The sequence below is a fragment of the Pseudoalteromonas agarivorans genome (assembly GCF_024518735.1).
GTDB classification, from domain to species: domain Bacteria; phylum Pseudomonadota; class Gammaproteobacteria; order Enterobacterales; family Alteromonadaceae; genus Pseudoalteromonas; species Pseudoalteromonas atlantica.
In genome coordinates this window covers 95,489-111,675 of record NZ_JANIGJ010000005.1, presented here as the reverse complement: position 1 = coordinate 111,675, position 16,187 = coordinate 95,489, and the positions used below count along the sequence as shown (strand labels likewise).

Below are 16,187 nucleotides of genomic sequence, written 5' to 3'. Positions count from 1 at the left end.
CTTAATTAACTATTAAATAAGGGTGAGAGGTATTTAATAATTAATCGTTGGTGAGGGTTTCCCCTCACCAAATGCGGCTAAAATTTATTATTTAGCGCGCGACTCTAGCATTTCTACTGCTGGAAGTTTTTTGCCTTCTAAAAACTCTAAGAACGCACCACCACCGGTAGAAATGTAAGATACTTTATCGGCAATGCCGTATTTATCAATTGCCGCTAAAGTGTCACCACCGCCTGCAATCGAAAACGCATTAGAGTTAGCAATTGCCTGGGCAATAGCACGTGTACCATTACCAAACTGATCAAACTCAAATACGCCAACTGGGCCATTCCATACAACAGTACCGGCGTTTGCAATAATTTTTGCAAGCTGGCTGGCTGTATCAGGGCCAATATCAAAAATCATGTCATCGCTTGTTACTTCGCTTACATCTTTAAGCGTAGCGACTGCAGAGTCTGAAAATTCATTACCTACTACAACATCGGTCGGTACCGGAATTTCACCATCGTTTGCTTTAGCTGCTGCACATAAACGATTTGCTTCATCCATTAAATCAGCTTCATAAAGTGATTTACCAACCGGATGACCCGCAGCTGCAATAAAGGTATTAGCAATACCGCCACCTGTTACAAGCTGATCTACAATCGTTGAAAGCGAGTCTAAAACAGTTAATTTAGTTGATACTTTAGAACCACCTACAATGGCCACTAATGGGCGTGCTGGGTTATCTAGTGCTTTACCTAGTGCTTCAAGTTCTGCTGATAATAACGGGCCAGCACAGGCAACATCTGCAAATAAGCCAACGCCATGAGTAGACGCTTGTGCGCGGTGAGCGGTGCCAAATGCATCCATTACATACACATCACACAGGGCAGCAAGTTGTTTTGATAAGGCTTCGTCGTTTTTCTTCTCGCCTTTATTAAATCGTACGTTTTCAAATACAACTACTTCGTTATCGGCAACTTCAACGCCGTTTAAGTAATCTTTTTCAAGGCGGACATTTTGCTCAAGTGCGTCGTTTAGGTAATCGGCTACAGGGGCAAGTGAAAATTCGTCATCGTACTCGCCTTCCGTAGGGCGGCCAAGGTGCGACATAACCATTACTTTAGCGCCTTTTTCAAGAGCTAGCTTAATAGTAGGTAGTGCAGCACGAATACGTGCATCTGAGGTCACTTTACCTGCTTTAACTGGTACATTTAAATCTTCACGAATTAATACGCGCTTGCCGTTTAAATCTAAATCTGCCATTTTTATGACCGACATAACATCTCCTTAGTTAACGATACTTGAACCTGAAAAATAAATTTTAAAATTATTATAAAATGTTTACTTAGCCATCATCGCACGTGCTGTATCTAGCATGCGATTGGCAAAACCCCATTCGTTATCACACCAAACAAGTAACTTTATCAGGCGTTTGTGACTAACACGTGTCTGCGTGCCATCAATAATACAAGAATGTGGGTCGTGATTAAAATCAACCGATACCAATGGCTCTTCGGTGTAACTTAATATACCTTCTAAGCGGTCTTTTGCTTGGGCTTTAAGTGCCGTATTTACCGCCTTTAAATCTACATCGGCATTTACTGTAACACTTAAATCCATTGCCGTTACGTTAATTGTCGGCACGCGAACCGCAATGGCTTCAAAGCGCCCTTCAAATTTGGGTAAAATGCGGTCTATTCCTCGTGCTAATTTTGTATCAACCGGAATAATAGACTGACTCGCAGCGCGGGTACGACGTAAATCATGATGGTACGCATCAATCACTTGTTGATCGTTCATCGACGCGTGAATAGTGGTAATAGCACCCGATTCAATGCCAAACGCATCATCTAGCACTTTAATAACAGGCACCACACAGTTTGTAGTACACGAGCCGTTAGATACAATAGTGTGCTCGTGTTTGAGCTCATCGTCGTTAATGCCATACACAATGGTGGCATCTACATCGTTATCAGCTGGGTGCGAAAACAACACCTTTTTAGCACCCGCAGTAATGTGTAATTGTGCATGCTCGCGCGAGTGATAAACACCGGTACATTCAAGCACAACATCTACATCTAGGGTTTGCCAAGGCAATTCTACTGGGTTTTCTTCACAAAATAGTGCAATGGTATCGCCTGCAACGCTAATGGTGTCTTCACCAAGTTTTACAGGAAAAGAAAAACGACCGTGGGACGTGTCGTATTTTAATAAATGAGCAATAGCTTCAGGGTCAGCAAGTTCGTTAATCGCAACAATTTTTATCTCGTTGCTCAAACCTGACTCGTACAACGCGCGGACAATATTTCGACCAATACGACCAAAACCATTAATTGCAAGTTTGATTGCCATGAAATATAAAATCCACTCTCTTTACGTGCAGACAAAGGCATCGATGCCTTTTAGATGGCTGTATTGTAATCGACCTTGAACATTATTATAAGAGGGAGCGATTAGAAACTTTAAATTAACCCAAAAGTAGCTAATTTACTTGGCTACTTTTAGGCATAAAGCGAGCTTGCTTTATTGCTTACTGTAGTGCTTTTAAAGCATTAATTATATCTTGCGGTTCTGAGCGGGTGCGGTAATCAACATCGACATAGCGCCACGTCACTTTACCTTCGCTATCTAAAACAAACGTGGCAGGGATAGGTAAAATACTGCCGTTGCCGTTATTAAGCGACTCTAAATCAAGGCCGCGGTCTTCGCGCATATGCTCTAATAAAAATGCAGGTACTTGCCACGCTACGCCATAGCTTGCTGCTACATCTGCATTTTGGTCACTCAGCACAACAAAATCCATATTACGTATGTCGTTTTCGCTCATTGAGCCATCGGGCGCTTGTGGGCTAATAGCCACCAGCTGTGCGCCTAATGCGTGAATTTCAGGTAGGCGTGACTGCAATGCTTTTAGCTGTAAATTACAGTAAGGGCACCAACTACCACGATAAAAAGTTATAACCACAGGCCCTTTTGCAAGTAGCTCATCTAATAAAACTTGCTCAGCGTGCTGGTTCGGCAGTTCAAAGCGTGGGGCATTTTGATCTAAATTAAGTGCATTTGTCCCTTCTTGAAACGCTTTTGCCTGAGCAATGGTTTCATCAACGCCTTTCATAAAATCAGGGTTACCTTTTCGCCCTGCAGCTACTTTTGCCTCGGTTTGTGCTTTTAATGTGTTGCTTTCATCGCTCATAGTATTGCTACCTTCAAATTAATCAAAAACATAAAGCTAGCTTACAGTACGAACATGTATTTGAAATGAAATTATTAATTTAATCAGTTATCTCTAAATCAAACACCACGTTTATGGATGATTTAAAGCTTATTGTTGCCTGTAAATCGTTACTACGTATTTGAGGAAAAGAATTATTATCTTGCTGCGCCCTGTGCATCTTAGTTATGGCTGTACTAAAACCACTGTCATAGTTGTTTTTAGTTGAGCGAATAGTGCGTACTTCACCTACTTTTGCATTGAATGAATCAGCAAGTAAATCCGCTTTTATTTTTGCATCTTCAATTGCTAACTGTGTGGCTTGCACTTGTAATTGCTCAGATTTTGAAGATAAAAACGCAATATTTTGAATGGCATTTACTTCTTGGTTCAATAAAAAATCTGTTAAATCGCTCACACGCTCAATACTGTTTAGCGTTACTTCAAACGTTCTTATCGCTGCGTATTCGCTAAGGGCCTGATGCCCTGTTTCAATATAATCCATTCCTGTTTTTTCAATTTTAACGTTTGAGGCAACTACGTCATCGGCGCTTATTTCAAATTGATTGAGCCCATCGATTAATAACTTCACTTTATTCTCAAGCGCGTTATTGGCGGCATTCGGCTCATTTTTAACACTATTCACCTTAAATAGTATTTTAGCCATGTCAGGCTCAACTAATACCTCAGCAGTGCCTTGCACTGAGATATGACGATTGGCAGGTAAGCTCGAATTAGCAAAAGTGATTAGTGGGAATAAAGTAAGTAAAATAGTAATAATGAGCTTCATACTAATACCTATAAGGGGTGAACATAGTACTTTTAACTATTCAAAAGTACTATTACTGGTTTCGTATATTTATAAATAGATTATTTTTATATTAAATTTTGGCAAGCCAGCGCATAACTTTATGCCTTACTTTCATATACTTATTTAATATATCATTAGTACCTTTAATACTATAAAACTCCAAACTATCAATACCATATTCTGGTGTTAACTTTAACCTTCGACGAAGTCCTTTAACATATTTCACATCATAATCCTCAGCTCCCTTATTACCCTTATAGCGTATGCTGGTAACGAACCTTCCATTTTTTGATATGTCACAACAATTATTTCGCCCAATTTCGATTTCATAACCGAAGCTTGATAAGATACCTTTTAACTCATTGTAGTTGAGCATTTTGTCCCTGATTTCCCTTCTTCTGGAGTTGAATTTTAACCACTCTGCTATTATTCTGATTTCTTCATTACGGTCCATACTCAATTCATGAGCTGCTATTCTTCTTGTAAATTCGAACATTTCTTCATCATCACATCTAGTTAGCCAATATCCATTTTCGCCTAGATAGACAAGAGTTGACATTAAAGCAGCTCGCTTATTCCCGTTATAAAAAGAATGATTTGAGATAATTCCATGAAATAAAGCTGCGGATTTGTTAAAAACACCTTCAAAAATGTCTTTACCACCAGCGGTCATGTCCTTTCTAGCCACTGCACTATCAAGCAACCCCAAATCCTTAACACCGGGAGGTGAAATGGGATCTTCTCCATCTTGAAAGTATTCTGTTAGATATTCATGTATTTTAATCGTTGTTTCTTTATTCATTGTTTACTCCATAAACTTGATTTCCAATAAATCATTCTAGTTCCTAAAAAATATGATTGTAAACATATCATATATTTGGAGTGCTAAATAAAGAGAAACGGAAATTAGAACTCAATTTTCTGCTTCTAAATTAAGTACCTAAGTTTTAACTCCTTCCCACGGTTTATTTGGTAGCACTGGGCTAGTAGTAATTCGGCAGTGGCCTGTGCGTCTGTAAGTGCGTTATGGCAATGATAGCTTGGTAACTCATAACGTTTGCGACACGCACTTAGGGTTAAATCATCTTGTTTTATTTCTGCACCTTGGCAAATAAGGCGCTTTTTTTCTATGTGGAGGGTGTCGAGTATTAGCTTAGGTTGTGCGTTTATATTGGAACCTTTAAGGGCTGCTTTTAAAAACCCCCAATCCAGTATGGCGTTATGAAAAACCAAAATATGGTCACTAAAATCACGGCTTAGCTGCGTTAATATAGTGTGCAGGCTTTGTCCTTTAGCCACAGTGTCGTCAATAATGCCGTGAAAAACAGGGCTTTGCTCTAAGCGTTTAACGTTTTTATTAATTAAATGCTGAGACTCACTCATTTTTATACATTGGTTATCTATTTTTACCCAGGCTACTGAGACAATTTCATGCTGGTTTACATCAAGCCCAGTAAGCTCTAAATCAATCACTAAATAGCGTTGCGTTAACGCATTTTGACTTAAAAGATTACGCCTTTTTATATACTTACTGAGCCATTTTTTTACCACAGCGCTTACCTCTTGTTACAAACTGCCACGGGCAAATTTAAACGCCGCGGCTTGCTGCGCTTGCTTTACTAAATAAAAAGCCTCTTTAAGCTGATGACGCTCTAATGAACTTAATTTATCGGGGTTTATGCAGTTACTTGGCAAACCTTCTTCGTTTATTTGCGTACTAAAACGCAACTGAGTTAAAAATCGCCAGCAATCTTTTAAATTATAAATATCGTCTTTATTTAGCAGTGAATGCTTAAGTAAAGCATCTAAGCGCTCTTGGGTATTGGCGCGTTTTATGCCTGCTTTTAACGCATATAAACGCACTATGTCGTTAATGATCACCACACCACGTTTTTTTAAATCAATGTATTTATGATTATTATCATTTTTTTGCGTTTTAAGTTTATTAAACAAGCCAATAGGCACTGAGCTGGCTCTTATATCGGTTGCCATAGCAGCATAAAATAACTCATCGCGCGATATTCTATTTAGCTGCTCGCAAAAGCCGCTGTATAAGGCATTGGAGCCTTCTATAAAGCGCAAATCAAAAAATATTTTGCAGTTAAGCATGGCACTTGGGGTTGGGCTTTTTATCCATTTAAAAAAGCGCTCACACCACTGGCTTACACTCATTCTGCATTCATCGCTGCTGGCCATAATATTACCAGGGCAACGCCTAATGCCGCACTCTACTAACTGCTCACATACAAACTCCCCCATGTGTTTAAAGTAAGCTTGGTGTTGCTCGCTTAAATCATTTGGGAGTAATAAGCCGTTGTCTTGATCTGAATGTAGGGTTTGCTCTTCGCGTGCTTGCGAGCCAAAACATATAAAGCAAAAGCTGGTGGGCGCTGCGCCATTTTCTTCTTGAAATAAATGAATAAGGCGCGAGGTGAGTGCATCGGTTAAGCCGCTGAGCAGTTTACCAATTAGCGATATGTCTTCTATGTTGTATGAAAAACTACGTAGTAACTCAGGGATTTCTCCCGCATAACGTTTTAAATCGGCAATGCTGTGGGCTTTATAAATGCGGCCAATAAGCTGCACAGGGTCACTTTTTTGCTGACGCAGTAAATCAGTACTGGTAAGCATACCCAAAGGCTTATGGTTTTCATCAAGTACAGGTAGATGATGAATATTGTATTTAAGCATTAAATGCAAAGCAGAAAAAACCCGATTGTTTTCAAATATAAATTTAGGCTTTGCACTCATTATGCTGCTAACCGCATCTTGCGGGTCTACCTCGTCGGCCAGTACACGGTTACGTAAGTCGCGGTCGGTCACTACGCCAACTAAAATGGCGTGTTCGGTGATCATAATTGACGATACGCCGTGTTTTTTCATTTTTTTAGCGGTTTGCCTAATACTGGCATCGGGGGCTAAGGTTATGGCGGTGCGGGTCATCAGCTCAGATATTCTGCGCTCAGACCAGCTATCGTTTTTACTTTTATAATGTGATGAAAGTAAACGATTGGCGTGCGCGCGTACAAAATACTGCTCAAACGGTTTGTATTGATGACGTAAAAAGTCAAAATGCGTTTGCGCAAGCATATACACTATGCCCTCTTTTTGTACCTGTAACCTATTTTGAATCGCCTCTCCGGTTAACAAAGAAGGATAGCCAAAGTAATCACCCTGCGCTAAACGCTTCACTACATCGCCTTTTGCATCCACTAGGTCGTATAAACCAGAGCGAATTAAAAAAAGCTTTGGGGTTTGCGTTTGCAGCCACTGCGCTTGGTTTTCTCGGGTTAAATAAACACTATCAATATGGCTTACAAAATACTCACACGCACTGTCGTGTAGCATGCTAAATGGCGCCTGCATACACACAAACTGGGCAACTTCCTGCTGCTCTACACTCATTGCTGTACTCTTAAAAAGTATACACAAAACCTAATGTACTCATTATTTGAACAAATAAAAAGCCCGACTAAAGTCGGGCTTTTGGTGCTTTATTTTTAAGTAGGCTTAGCGCATTAATGAGCGTGTGCTTCACCTGACCCTTTAGGATTACGAATACCTTCCACCATTTGTTGTATTTCAAGCGGTGTCGATTTTGTTAATTTAAGTACGGTTGCAGCAACCGCAAAGTTAATTATCATCCCCACTAAGCCAATTCCTTCGGGCGAAATACCTAAGAACCAATTTTCTGGGCTATTAAGCTCAGGGCTTACAAATTTAAAGAAGATAATATACGCAGCGGTAAAGCCTATACCGGTCACCATGCCAGCAATTGCGCCTTCTTTATTCATTGTTTTAGAGAATATCCCCATAATAATTGCTGGGAAGAAACTCGCCGCCGCTAAACCAAAGGCAAAGGCGACCACCGATGCAACAAACCCAGGCGGGTTAATCCCAAAGTAAGCCGATATAACAATGGCAATCATCGCGGCTAAGCGAGCAGCTAGTAGCTCTTGTTTATCACTTATGTCGGGTTTAAGGGTTCGTTTAAGTAAATCGTGTGACACTGAGGTCGAAATAACCAGCAATAACCCCGCTGTGGTTGAAAGCGCAGCAGCGATACCACCGGCCGCAACTAATGCGATTACCCATGCTGGTAAATCAGCAATTTCAGGGTTAGCCAGTACCATAATATCGCGGTCTACTTTTACTTCGTTTGCGCTTGTTGGGTCTTCTACTTTGCCGGCGGTGTAAAACATTTTGCCGTCGCCGTTTTTATCATTAAAGGTAATTAAGCCCGTGCGTTCCCAGTTTTTGATCCACGCTGGTGCTTGAGCGTACTCTGTACCGCTACCATCTTTACCGTTAATGGTGTCAATCATGTTTACACGTGCAAACGAGGCAACCGCCGGTGCAGTAGTGTAAACAATAGCAATAAATACCAGTGTCCACGCTGCTGAAATACGGGTATCTTTAACGCGAGGTACAGTGAAAAAGCGAACAATTACATGCGGTAAACCAGCAGTACCCACCATTAACGCGCCGGTAATAGCAAATACGTCAATCATGCTTTTAGAGCCTTCGGTGTATTGTGCAAAGCCCAGCTCTGCGCTTAACCCGTCTAGCTTGTCAAGTACATACATGCCTGAGCCATCACTCAATGTGGCACCAAAGCCGGTTTGTGGGAAGAAGTGGCCTGTCATCATCATTGAAATAAAGATAGCGGGCACAAGGTAGGCAAACACAAGCACACAGTACTGCGCTACTTGCGTGTAAGTAATGCCTTTCATGCCGCCAAGTACCGCATAAAAGAATACAATCACCATTCCAATGTAAACACCGGTTTCAATTTCTACTTCTAAAAAGCGCGAAAATACCACGCCTACGCCACGCATTTGTCCAGCAATATAAGTAAAACAAATAAAGATGGCACACAAAATAGCAACAACACGTGCTGTTTGTGAGTAGTAACGGTCGCCTATAAAGTCAGGTACAGTGAATTTGCCAAATTTACGTAAGTAAGGCGCTAAACACATAGCGAGTAATACATAGCCGCCAGTCCACCCCATTAAGTAAACACCGCCATCGTAACCTGCAAACGAAATAATACCCGCCATTGAAATAAACGACGCTGCGCTCATCCAATCGGCTGCGGTTGCCATACCATTGGCAAGCGGAGGTACGCCGCCCCCTGCCACGTAAAACTCATTTGTAGAGCCTGCACGCGCCCAAATTGCAATGCCGATATAAAGCGCAAAACTTAAACCAACAATTATAAATGTGAGTGTTTGAACATCCATTACTTAGCTCCTATTCGTCTACGCCGTATTTTTTATCTAACGTGTTCATTTTGAAAACGTAAACAAAAATCAAAGCTACAAAGGTGTAAATAGCGCCCTGTTGTGAAAACCAGAAGCCAAGTTTAAACCCAAAAAAACGTACTTCATTCAGTACATCTACCAGTAATATGCCAAAGCCAAATGAGACCACAAACCACACTGCTAGTAACTTAAACAGTAGTGAAATGTTTTCTGCCCAATAAGCTTTTGCTTGTTCTTCATCTTTAAAAGCCATTTTTATTTTCCCCTTTAAGCATTGCATAATTGCAATGAGTGGTTTTTTTATAGTCGGTTATTAATTTAGCAACGCGGCGTGAAGAGTGAAGTGAGACCATAGTCGTAACAGCTTATTAACGTTTACGTAAACTGCAAATGCAATTGTATTTAAAAACACAATTACACATAATTTTCAGTAAGTTAGCTTTTAACAAAGCGCGTTAATGGCAAAATTTAAGTGGCTTTGTGTAAAAATGCGACATTAGTCTAATAAATCATCAATAATATAAATAATCATTTAAAATCAACACAATAAAAACAACGTTAATATTTTGCATAAAATTGTGCACGCACACTTAAAGTTATCTCTGTTATTGTGTGTGGGTATAAATAATAAGGTTTAATAACAACATGACTGCTGTACTGATTTTTGTAGCATTAGGCTATATTGGGGTGCTTTTTTGGCTTGCTAATTGGGGCGATAAAACAACACCACTTGCTAAACGGATTAGCCATCATCCTTTTGTGTATTCGTTATCGTTAGGGATTTATTGTACCTCGTGGACGTACTATGGTTCGGTTGGTACCGCCGCCACCAGTAGTTGGAGCTATTTACCCATTTTATTGGGCCCTTCATTGTTGTTCTTTTTTGGCCAAGGCTTTTTACGCAAACTGGTATTAGTAAGTAAAAAACAAAACATTACCACCATTGCCGATTTTATTTCTGCCCGCTACGGTAAACGTCAAACCAGTGCAATACTGGTCACTGTTATTGCCCTACTTGCTACCATTCCCTATATTGCGCTGCAGTTAAAAGCACTCAGTACCAGCTTTTTGCTTTTGCAAAACAGCAATCAAATATCTGGCGAAATGCTTACCCTCACCGCCACGTTAATTATGGCGCTGTTTGCAATATTTTTTGGTACCCGTAAGGTAGATGTTACCGAGTACCGCTCTGGGCTTATGCTAGCAGTCGCCTTTGAGTCAATGATAAAGCTCATTGCGCTTATTGCCGTCGCTGGCTTAGCCTTGTACACCTTATTTAATTTACCCACCCTTAGCGGCGACAAAGTCACAGAGTCGATTTGGCAACACTGGGGCAACTTTAACTTTTTTAGTTTTAACTTTATTGGCCAGTCACTTATGGCTGCCGCGGCCATAATTTGTTTACCACGACAATTTCATGTCACCGTGGTAGATAACCAAGACAAACGCCATTTATTTACTGCTCGCTGGGCTTTTCCGCTGTATTTATTACTCACCGCCGCGATGATAATTCCTATTGCTACTGCCGCAATTCACCCAAGTATTGGTAGCAGTTTTTCACCCGACAGCTTTGTATTAGCGCTACCGCTTATTCACGACCAAGCTTTTTTAAGTACCTTTGTATTTATTGGCGGGCTTTCTGCAGCCACCGCCATGATAGTGGTGGCCACACTTACGCTTAGCACCATGATCTCTAACGATGTAGTGCTGCCGCTTCTGCTACGCCGTAAATTTAAGCGCAACTTAATTACCAGCAGTTATAAATCGCAAATTTTATTAGTCAGGCGCTTTACCATAGCCGGCATACTTATATTGGCTTATTTTTATCAGCAATGGTTTGGCCATGGTAGTGCGCTGGCCAGCATGGGGCTGGTGGCATTTTCGTTAGTAACGCAGCTGCTCCCGGCTATTGTGGGCGGGCTTTACTGGCGAAAAGGCCATGCTTATGGTGTATATGCGGGGCTATTAGCGGGTTTTATTTGTTGGGTATTATTTTTAATGATGCCAATTTTAGATGCCGGCAGTGCCCTTGATAGCGAGCTTCAGCAAACCCTTATTACACGCGGCACTCTGATAGCCTTATTTGCTAACATTGGTTGTTATATTAGCTTTTCGTTAGGGGCAGAAGAACGCTTGATAGATAAAATTCAGGCCGCTGCATTTGTTAACCCTAAAGATCAGGCTATTTTATCGCGCCGCTTAAACAAAAATGTTAAAGCCACGGTTTACGACTTTAAAATACTGCTGCAAACCTTTTTAGGTATTCAGCGTAGCCAACAAGTACTGGCGCACTTTTCACTTTCGCACCAGCTAAGTGACAATAATGCCCACCCCGAGCCCGAATTTATAGCCTACTGCGAACGTGCGTTAACTGGGGTGTTAGGGGCGTCTTCGGCGCAGGCGCTAATCCGTACGGTTTCATCGGGTAAACGTATGGCCTTTGAAGAGGTGGTTAACTTTTTTGACGAAACCACACAAGCACTGCAGTTTAACCAAAACCTGCTGTATACCTCGCTCGAAAATTTAAGCCATGGTATTTCGGTGGTCGATAAAGATTTAAAACTAGTGGCATGGAATAAGCGCTACAGCCAAATGTTTGGCTACCCCGACGGCTTTTTAGAAGTGGGGCAACCCATTGAAGATATAATAAGGTACAACGCAGTACGCGGTGAATGTGGCCCAGGCGAAATAGAGCGCCAAGTAGAAAAACGCGTTCAGCATTTAAAAAATGGTAGCTCGCATCACTTTATTCGCCACCGCCGTAATGGCCAAGTGTACGAAATGATAGGTAACCCCCTACCCGATGGCGGCTTTGTAACGAGTTTTTCAGACATTACAAACCATATAAGTACGCAAAATGCGCTTGAAGAAATTAACATGGATCTTGAAAACCGCATTGAGGCGCGAACTCAAGAAGTACAAACCATTAATAAAGACTTACAAGCCCAAATAGATAGTCGAGTAAAAACAGAGCAAGCACTTACTTTAGCCAAGCGCGAAGCAGAGCAAGCCAACGACAGTAAAACGCGATTTTTAGCACTGGCAAGCCACGATATTTTACAGCCCCTTAACGCGGCACGTTTATACCTTGCCGCCATTGATGAAAAGCAGCTTGATACAACTAACCAAAATAGCTTTAATAAGCTTGGCCACAGTTTAGACTCAACCGTGCATTTAATGTCGGCCTTACTAGAAATTGCCAAGTTAGAGCAAGGCGCAATGACCCCAACCCCTCGGCACTTTTGTATAAACGATATACTTATGCCACTGCAAAGCGAGTACGCTATTTTATCAAGCGATAAAGGCTTAAAACTAACCGTGCGTTCAAACGCACAAATTGTGCATAGCGACATTACCTACTTGCGCCGAATTATACAAAACTTGGTGTCTAATGCGGTTAAATACACCGAAACAGGGCGAGTATTAATAGCGTGCAGAAACCGTAAACATAATTTACGTATAGAAGTATGGGACACCGGCCCAGGTATTAGCCAAATAGAACAAGCTAAAATATTTAACGACTTTTACCGTATAGAAGCCGGTGATAACAAAGGCGTTGGTTTAGGGCTTGGCGTTGTAAAACGTATGGCCGATTTGCTTAGCTTAGAGCTTGATGTGCACTCAGAGCCCGGTAAAGGCAGCCGCTTTAGTATTGAAGTACCCTATGGAGATGCGCAGTTTGTACAACAAAAAGCAACGGCCAGCAGCTTAGTAGAAAACCGCGCCGCGATTAACATAGTCGCGGTAGACGATGACCCCGAAAACCTAGCAGCAATGGCCAGTTTACTTAAAAAGTGGCAAGCCAATTACACCTTGTTTGACGATGTAAATAAAGTACTCGCGCACGCTAAACAGCACGCAGCGCCCGATGTAATTTTAATGGATTACCAATTAGGTAATGATTGCGATGGTATTTCGCTTATAAAAACACTGCGTGATACATGGCAAAGCGAAGTGCCCGCCATACTTATAACCGCTGTACGCGACACCGAGCTTAAACAAGAAACCAAAGCGGCTAATATTCATTATTTAAGTAAGCCTATTAAGCCGGGTAAGCTTAAAGCTTTACTTAATCACAGCACGTAATAGCCAATTAGCAGCAAAAAATAAGCCCAGCATTAGCTGGGCTTATTTATGTGCTTAACAAAGCGTTGGAACCCTTAATTATTAGGCTGGTTTGGCTTGGCTTCGCAGTTTTTGAAATAACCAACTAAGCCCCACTAACGACAAGCCTAAGCCGATAAACGACAGCGCTTTTAAAAGCCCCGTTAAATTAGCCATGTCCACTAAGAATACTTTTAAAATAACGGCTGCCAATAATCCTAACCCTATTTTTTGGATTAATAGCTGATTTTTTAAATGTCCTAGCACCACAGTAATAGCCCCTAACACAAGCCAAATAACCGAGTAGCTATAAAGCTCTGCGTTGCTTGCACCTGTTGATAAGTAAATATACGGGCCTTGCCAGTATTGGCGTATAAAGCCATTAATTGCCAACACACTCAATACACCCGCTACTGTGAGTATAAATGGCGCAGCTTTTGTATACAGCGGTTTAATTAACGTATAAAGCCAAAGCACGAGACCCGCAGGCACTAACCAAAGCAAAAATAGCCAATTAAATACAAAATATTCACCAATATAAATAGAGCTTAAAAACGGGTTGGCGTTTAGCAAGGTGCTCAGTGCAGTAACACCCGCAGCACCTGCTAATGCCATGCCTGCCACTTGGTATAATTTAGCTAAGCTACCGGCAATACGAGCACGGTGTAAATATACACAACCCAGTGCAAGCCAATTACAGGTGAGTAAAGCTTGTTCGTAAAAGCTCAAAGAATCAAACTGCGGATAGTGCCCTACCAGTTGATAGCTGGTTTCGGTGGTAATAAATAACGCCAAGCAATGCAGCGCTGCGCCTTCAAGCCAAACTTTTAACTGTGATGCGTTAAAGCATTTGGCTGCAGTGTAAAATAACACCACACACAAAGGGTAAACTACTAAGCTCCAGTGCACACCCAATACACTAAGCGCCTCGTAACTTGGGGTCCACGGTGACAGTGTAAGGCGAAGTAATAATGCAGCCACCAGCGCTTTAATTGGCCAATGTGGCATAGGCACCCGATAGCGGTTTATTAACACGCTAATAAGTAAAACTTGAATAGCCAGTGCAATGGTTAGCCCGCTGTCATTTAATAACATAGTGATAGCAAGCGTGATGTTGGCATTTGCCCCCACCCAATATGTAAAGCGCTGAAAAAGCGTTGTGCCACCTATTGCGCACTTAATTAAAATGGCGCTACTTGTAAGTAGTATCACTGCCCACAATGGATAGGCTGTGGCCAACGCATGGTTTGGGATTATAGCGTATAAGGTGGCAATCATTATAAATACGCTAAACGAGGCAGTAATATGAAAAGCCAATCGTTTAGGCTGCCACTTTATACCAAAATAAAGCCCATATACGCTGAGCGCTAACCCTAAAAATATAGCGCCACCATATTGGTGCCTAAATATAAATAGCGAGTCAGAATAATCAACATAATAAGAAGGCGTGCTTAATAGCCAGAGTATAGCTATTAACATCGCCACCCCTTGCCATAAATCCCAGCGGCTATTTTTAAGCACTAAAAACAGCAATGTTGATATGCTTAACGCATTTATTATTTGCCACTGTAAGTAGTTAGTACTATCAAAAAGCATAGCCAGTAACAAAGGGACAATACAGGCAAGCATTAAAGGGTTACTAGGGAGTGCGCTTATTAGGCGCTTTAAACTATGTGGGCGAGTTTCAACCACCGCAAGTTTTAACCCCAAGCGTGGCAGGGCAATTAAACCAATAACACTTAATAGCCCATACGTGCCCATAAGCCAAATGGTGCTGCTGTTAGCTAAAGTAAAGCCAACAACATACCAGCTCAAATGCCCCGCCCAAAGTAAATACCACAGCCATGCACGCTGTACTTTATACGCGACCAGCGCAGCAGATAAGCTCACAAACCCAATGTACATATAAAGCGCAAATAAATTATTGCTGCCGGTATTAATCAGCACGGGGACACAATAAGCACCAATAATACCTAGTACGGCTAATACTGGGCCAAGCATTATTGCCATAGCGCTCGCACTTATGGCAATAACCCCAAGGACAACAAATGCTGTTAAAGGGCTGATCATGTTATAGCTGCTATACGCTAATAAGGTCAGTGCAAAGCACGTAATAAAACCCCCACTGGCAAGCGCTGCAGGTATATAGTTATTAAACCCTTCAAATACACTATTTTTGTAATGCATATAAGCTGCGGCTGCAATTAAGCCACCACCAAATAAACCGCCTAGGGTTAATCGCATTGCAGGAGAGAGCAACCCGGCTTCTAAACTGTACTTTGCTAAAAATATACCGCCTAGCGCCAATGCGATTGCGCCTATCCAGGTCATCCAGTTTTGTTCAAAGTCGCTACGCAATTTTTCAAAAAAAGAAGTTAAAAGTGTGGGTTTGCGATCTTTACTGCCTTGCTTATGTTTACTGGCAGAAGCATTAGCGGGAGGCTTTATTGCTGAAGCTGGCGTTTTTACCTGCCCACGAGGCTGACTTGGCTGATTGAGTTGATTAGGACTAACTTGATTAAAAGTCGCCTCATTGCTATTTGCTTGAGCCGTGTCCGCATGTTCAGCTGTGGAGCAATCGGTGCTTTTATCGGTGCTTTTATCGGCGTTTTCAGCGTGGCTTTGTGCGTTGTTAGCTAATTCTAAACTAAGTACTTTTGCTTTTAATTGGGTAATTTCTTGCTTTAAATTACTAAGCTGTGCAATTGCGACAATACCGCAAATAGCACCGGCCATTATTGCAAATGCAAATAAACCTACTATTCCTAAAAACTCATCCATGGCACGCTCTTTTTATTTATTATGTTATGAG

11 protein-coding genes are annotated in these 16,187 nt (G+C 41.5%); 1 reads left to right on the top strand and 10 read right to left on the bottom strand.

The window, feature by feature from the left end; all coding sequences use genetic code 11:
• Positions 1–87: 87 nt before the first annotated feature.
• The 9 genes from NQT65_RS10640 to NQT65_RS10600 form a co-directional block, all read right to left on the bottom strand.
• Positions 88–1,263, bottom strand: coding sequence for a phosphoglycerate kinase (locus NQT65_RS10640; RefSeq protein ID WP_004586081.1), 1,176 nt, complete (start codon positions 1,261–1,263; stop codon positions 88–90).
• Positions 1,264–1,326: 63 nt separating this feature from the next.
• Complete coding sequence (epd, locus tag NQT65_RS10635; RefSeq protein ID WP_126008039.1) at positions 1,327–2,337, bottom strand: erythrose-4-phosphate dehydrogenase; 1,011 nt, start codon at positions 2,335–2,337, stop codon at positions 1,327–1,329.
• Between the two features lie 178 nt (positions 2,338–2,515).
• Complete coding sequence (locus NQT65_RS10630) at positions 2,516–3,178, bottom strand: peroxiredoxin-like family protein (protein ID WP_256851164.1); 663 nt, start codon at positions 3,176–3,178, stop codon at positions 2,516–2,518.
• Between the two features lie 79 nt (positions 3,179–3,257).
• Positions 3,258–3,986, bottom strand: coding sequence for an SIMPL domain-containing protein (locus tag NQT65_RS10625; RefSeq protein ID WP_256851163.1), 729 nt, complete (start codon positions 3,984–3,986; stop codon positions 3,258–3,260).
• Between the two features lie 91 nt (positions 3,987–4,077).
• The gene (locus NQT65_RS10620) at positions 4,078–4,809 is read right to left on the bottom strand and encodes a type II toxin-antitoxin system death-on-curing family toxin (protein WP_256851162.1); all 732 of its coding nucleotides are present in this window, start codon (positions 4,807–4,809) and stop codon (positions 4,078–4,080) included.
• A gap of 125 nt (positions 4,810–4,934) precedes the next feature.
• A complete protein-coding gene (locus NQT65_RS10615) occupies positions 4,935–5,558 on the bottom strand; it encodes a 3'-5' exonuclease (protein WP_256851161.1) in 624 nt (207 codons plus the stop codon).
• Positions 5,559–5,573: 15 nt separating this feature from the next.
• Positions 5,574–7,412, bottom strand: a complete 1,839-nt coding sequence (locus tag NQT65_RS10610; protein WP_126008046.1) for a DUF294 nucleotidyltransferase-like domain-containing protein — start codon at positions 7,410–7,412, stop codon at positions 5,574–5,576.
• A gap of 113 nt (positions 7,413–7,525) precedes the next feature.
• Positions 7,526–9,250: a sodium:solute symporter family protein gene (locus tag NQT65_RS10605; protein WP_126008048.1), complete on the bottom strand. Its 1,725-nt coding sequence runs from the start codon at positions 9,248–9,250 to the stop codon at positions 7,526–7,528.
• 10 nt (positions 9,251–9,260) lie between these two features.
• Complete coding sequence (locus NQT65_RS10600; RefSeq protein ID WP_004586074.1) at positions 9,261–9,524, bottom strand: DUF4212 domain-containing protein; 264 nt, start codon at positions 9,522–9,524, stop codon at positions 9,261–9,263.
• Positions 9,525–9,916: 392 nt separating this feature from the next.
• Here NQT65_RS10600 and NQT65_RS10595 point away from each other — a divergent pair, with 392 nt between their 5' ends.
• Entirely contained in the window at positions 9,917–13,357 is a 3,441-nt protein-coding gene (locus tag NQT65_RS10595; protein ID WP_248530587.1) for a PAS domain-containing hybrid sensor histidine kinase/response regulator, read from the top strand.
• 81 nt (positions 13,358–13,438) lie between these two features.
• On the opposite strand, the gene NQT65_RS10590 is transcribed toward NQT65_RS10595, so the two are convergent.
• Positions 13,439–16,156 (bottom strand): DUF2339 domain-containing protein, encoded by a 2,718-nt coding sequence (locus NQT65_RS10590; RefSeq protein WP_256851160.1) that lies wholly within the window; start codon positions 16,154–16,156, stop codon positions 13,439–13,441.
• Positions 16,157–16,187: the final 31 nt, after the last annotated feature.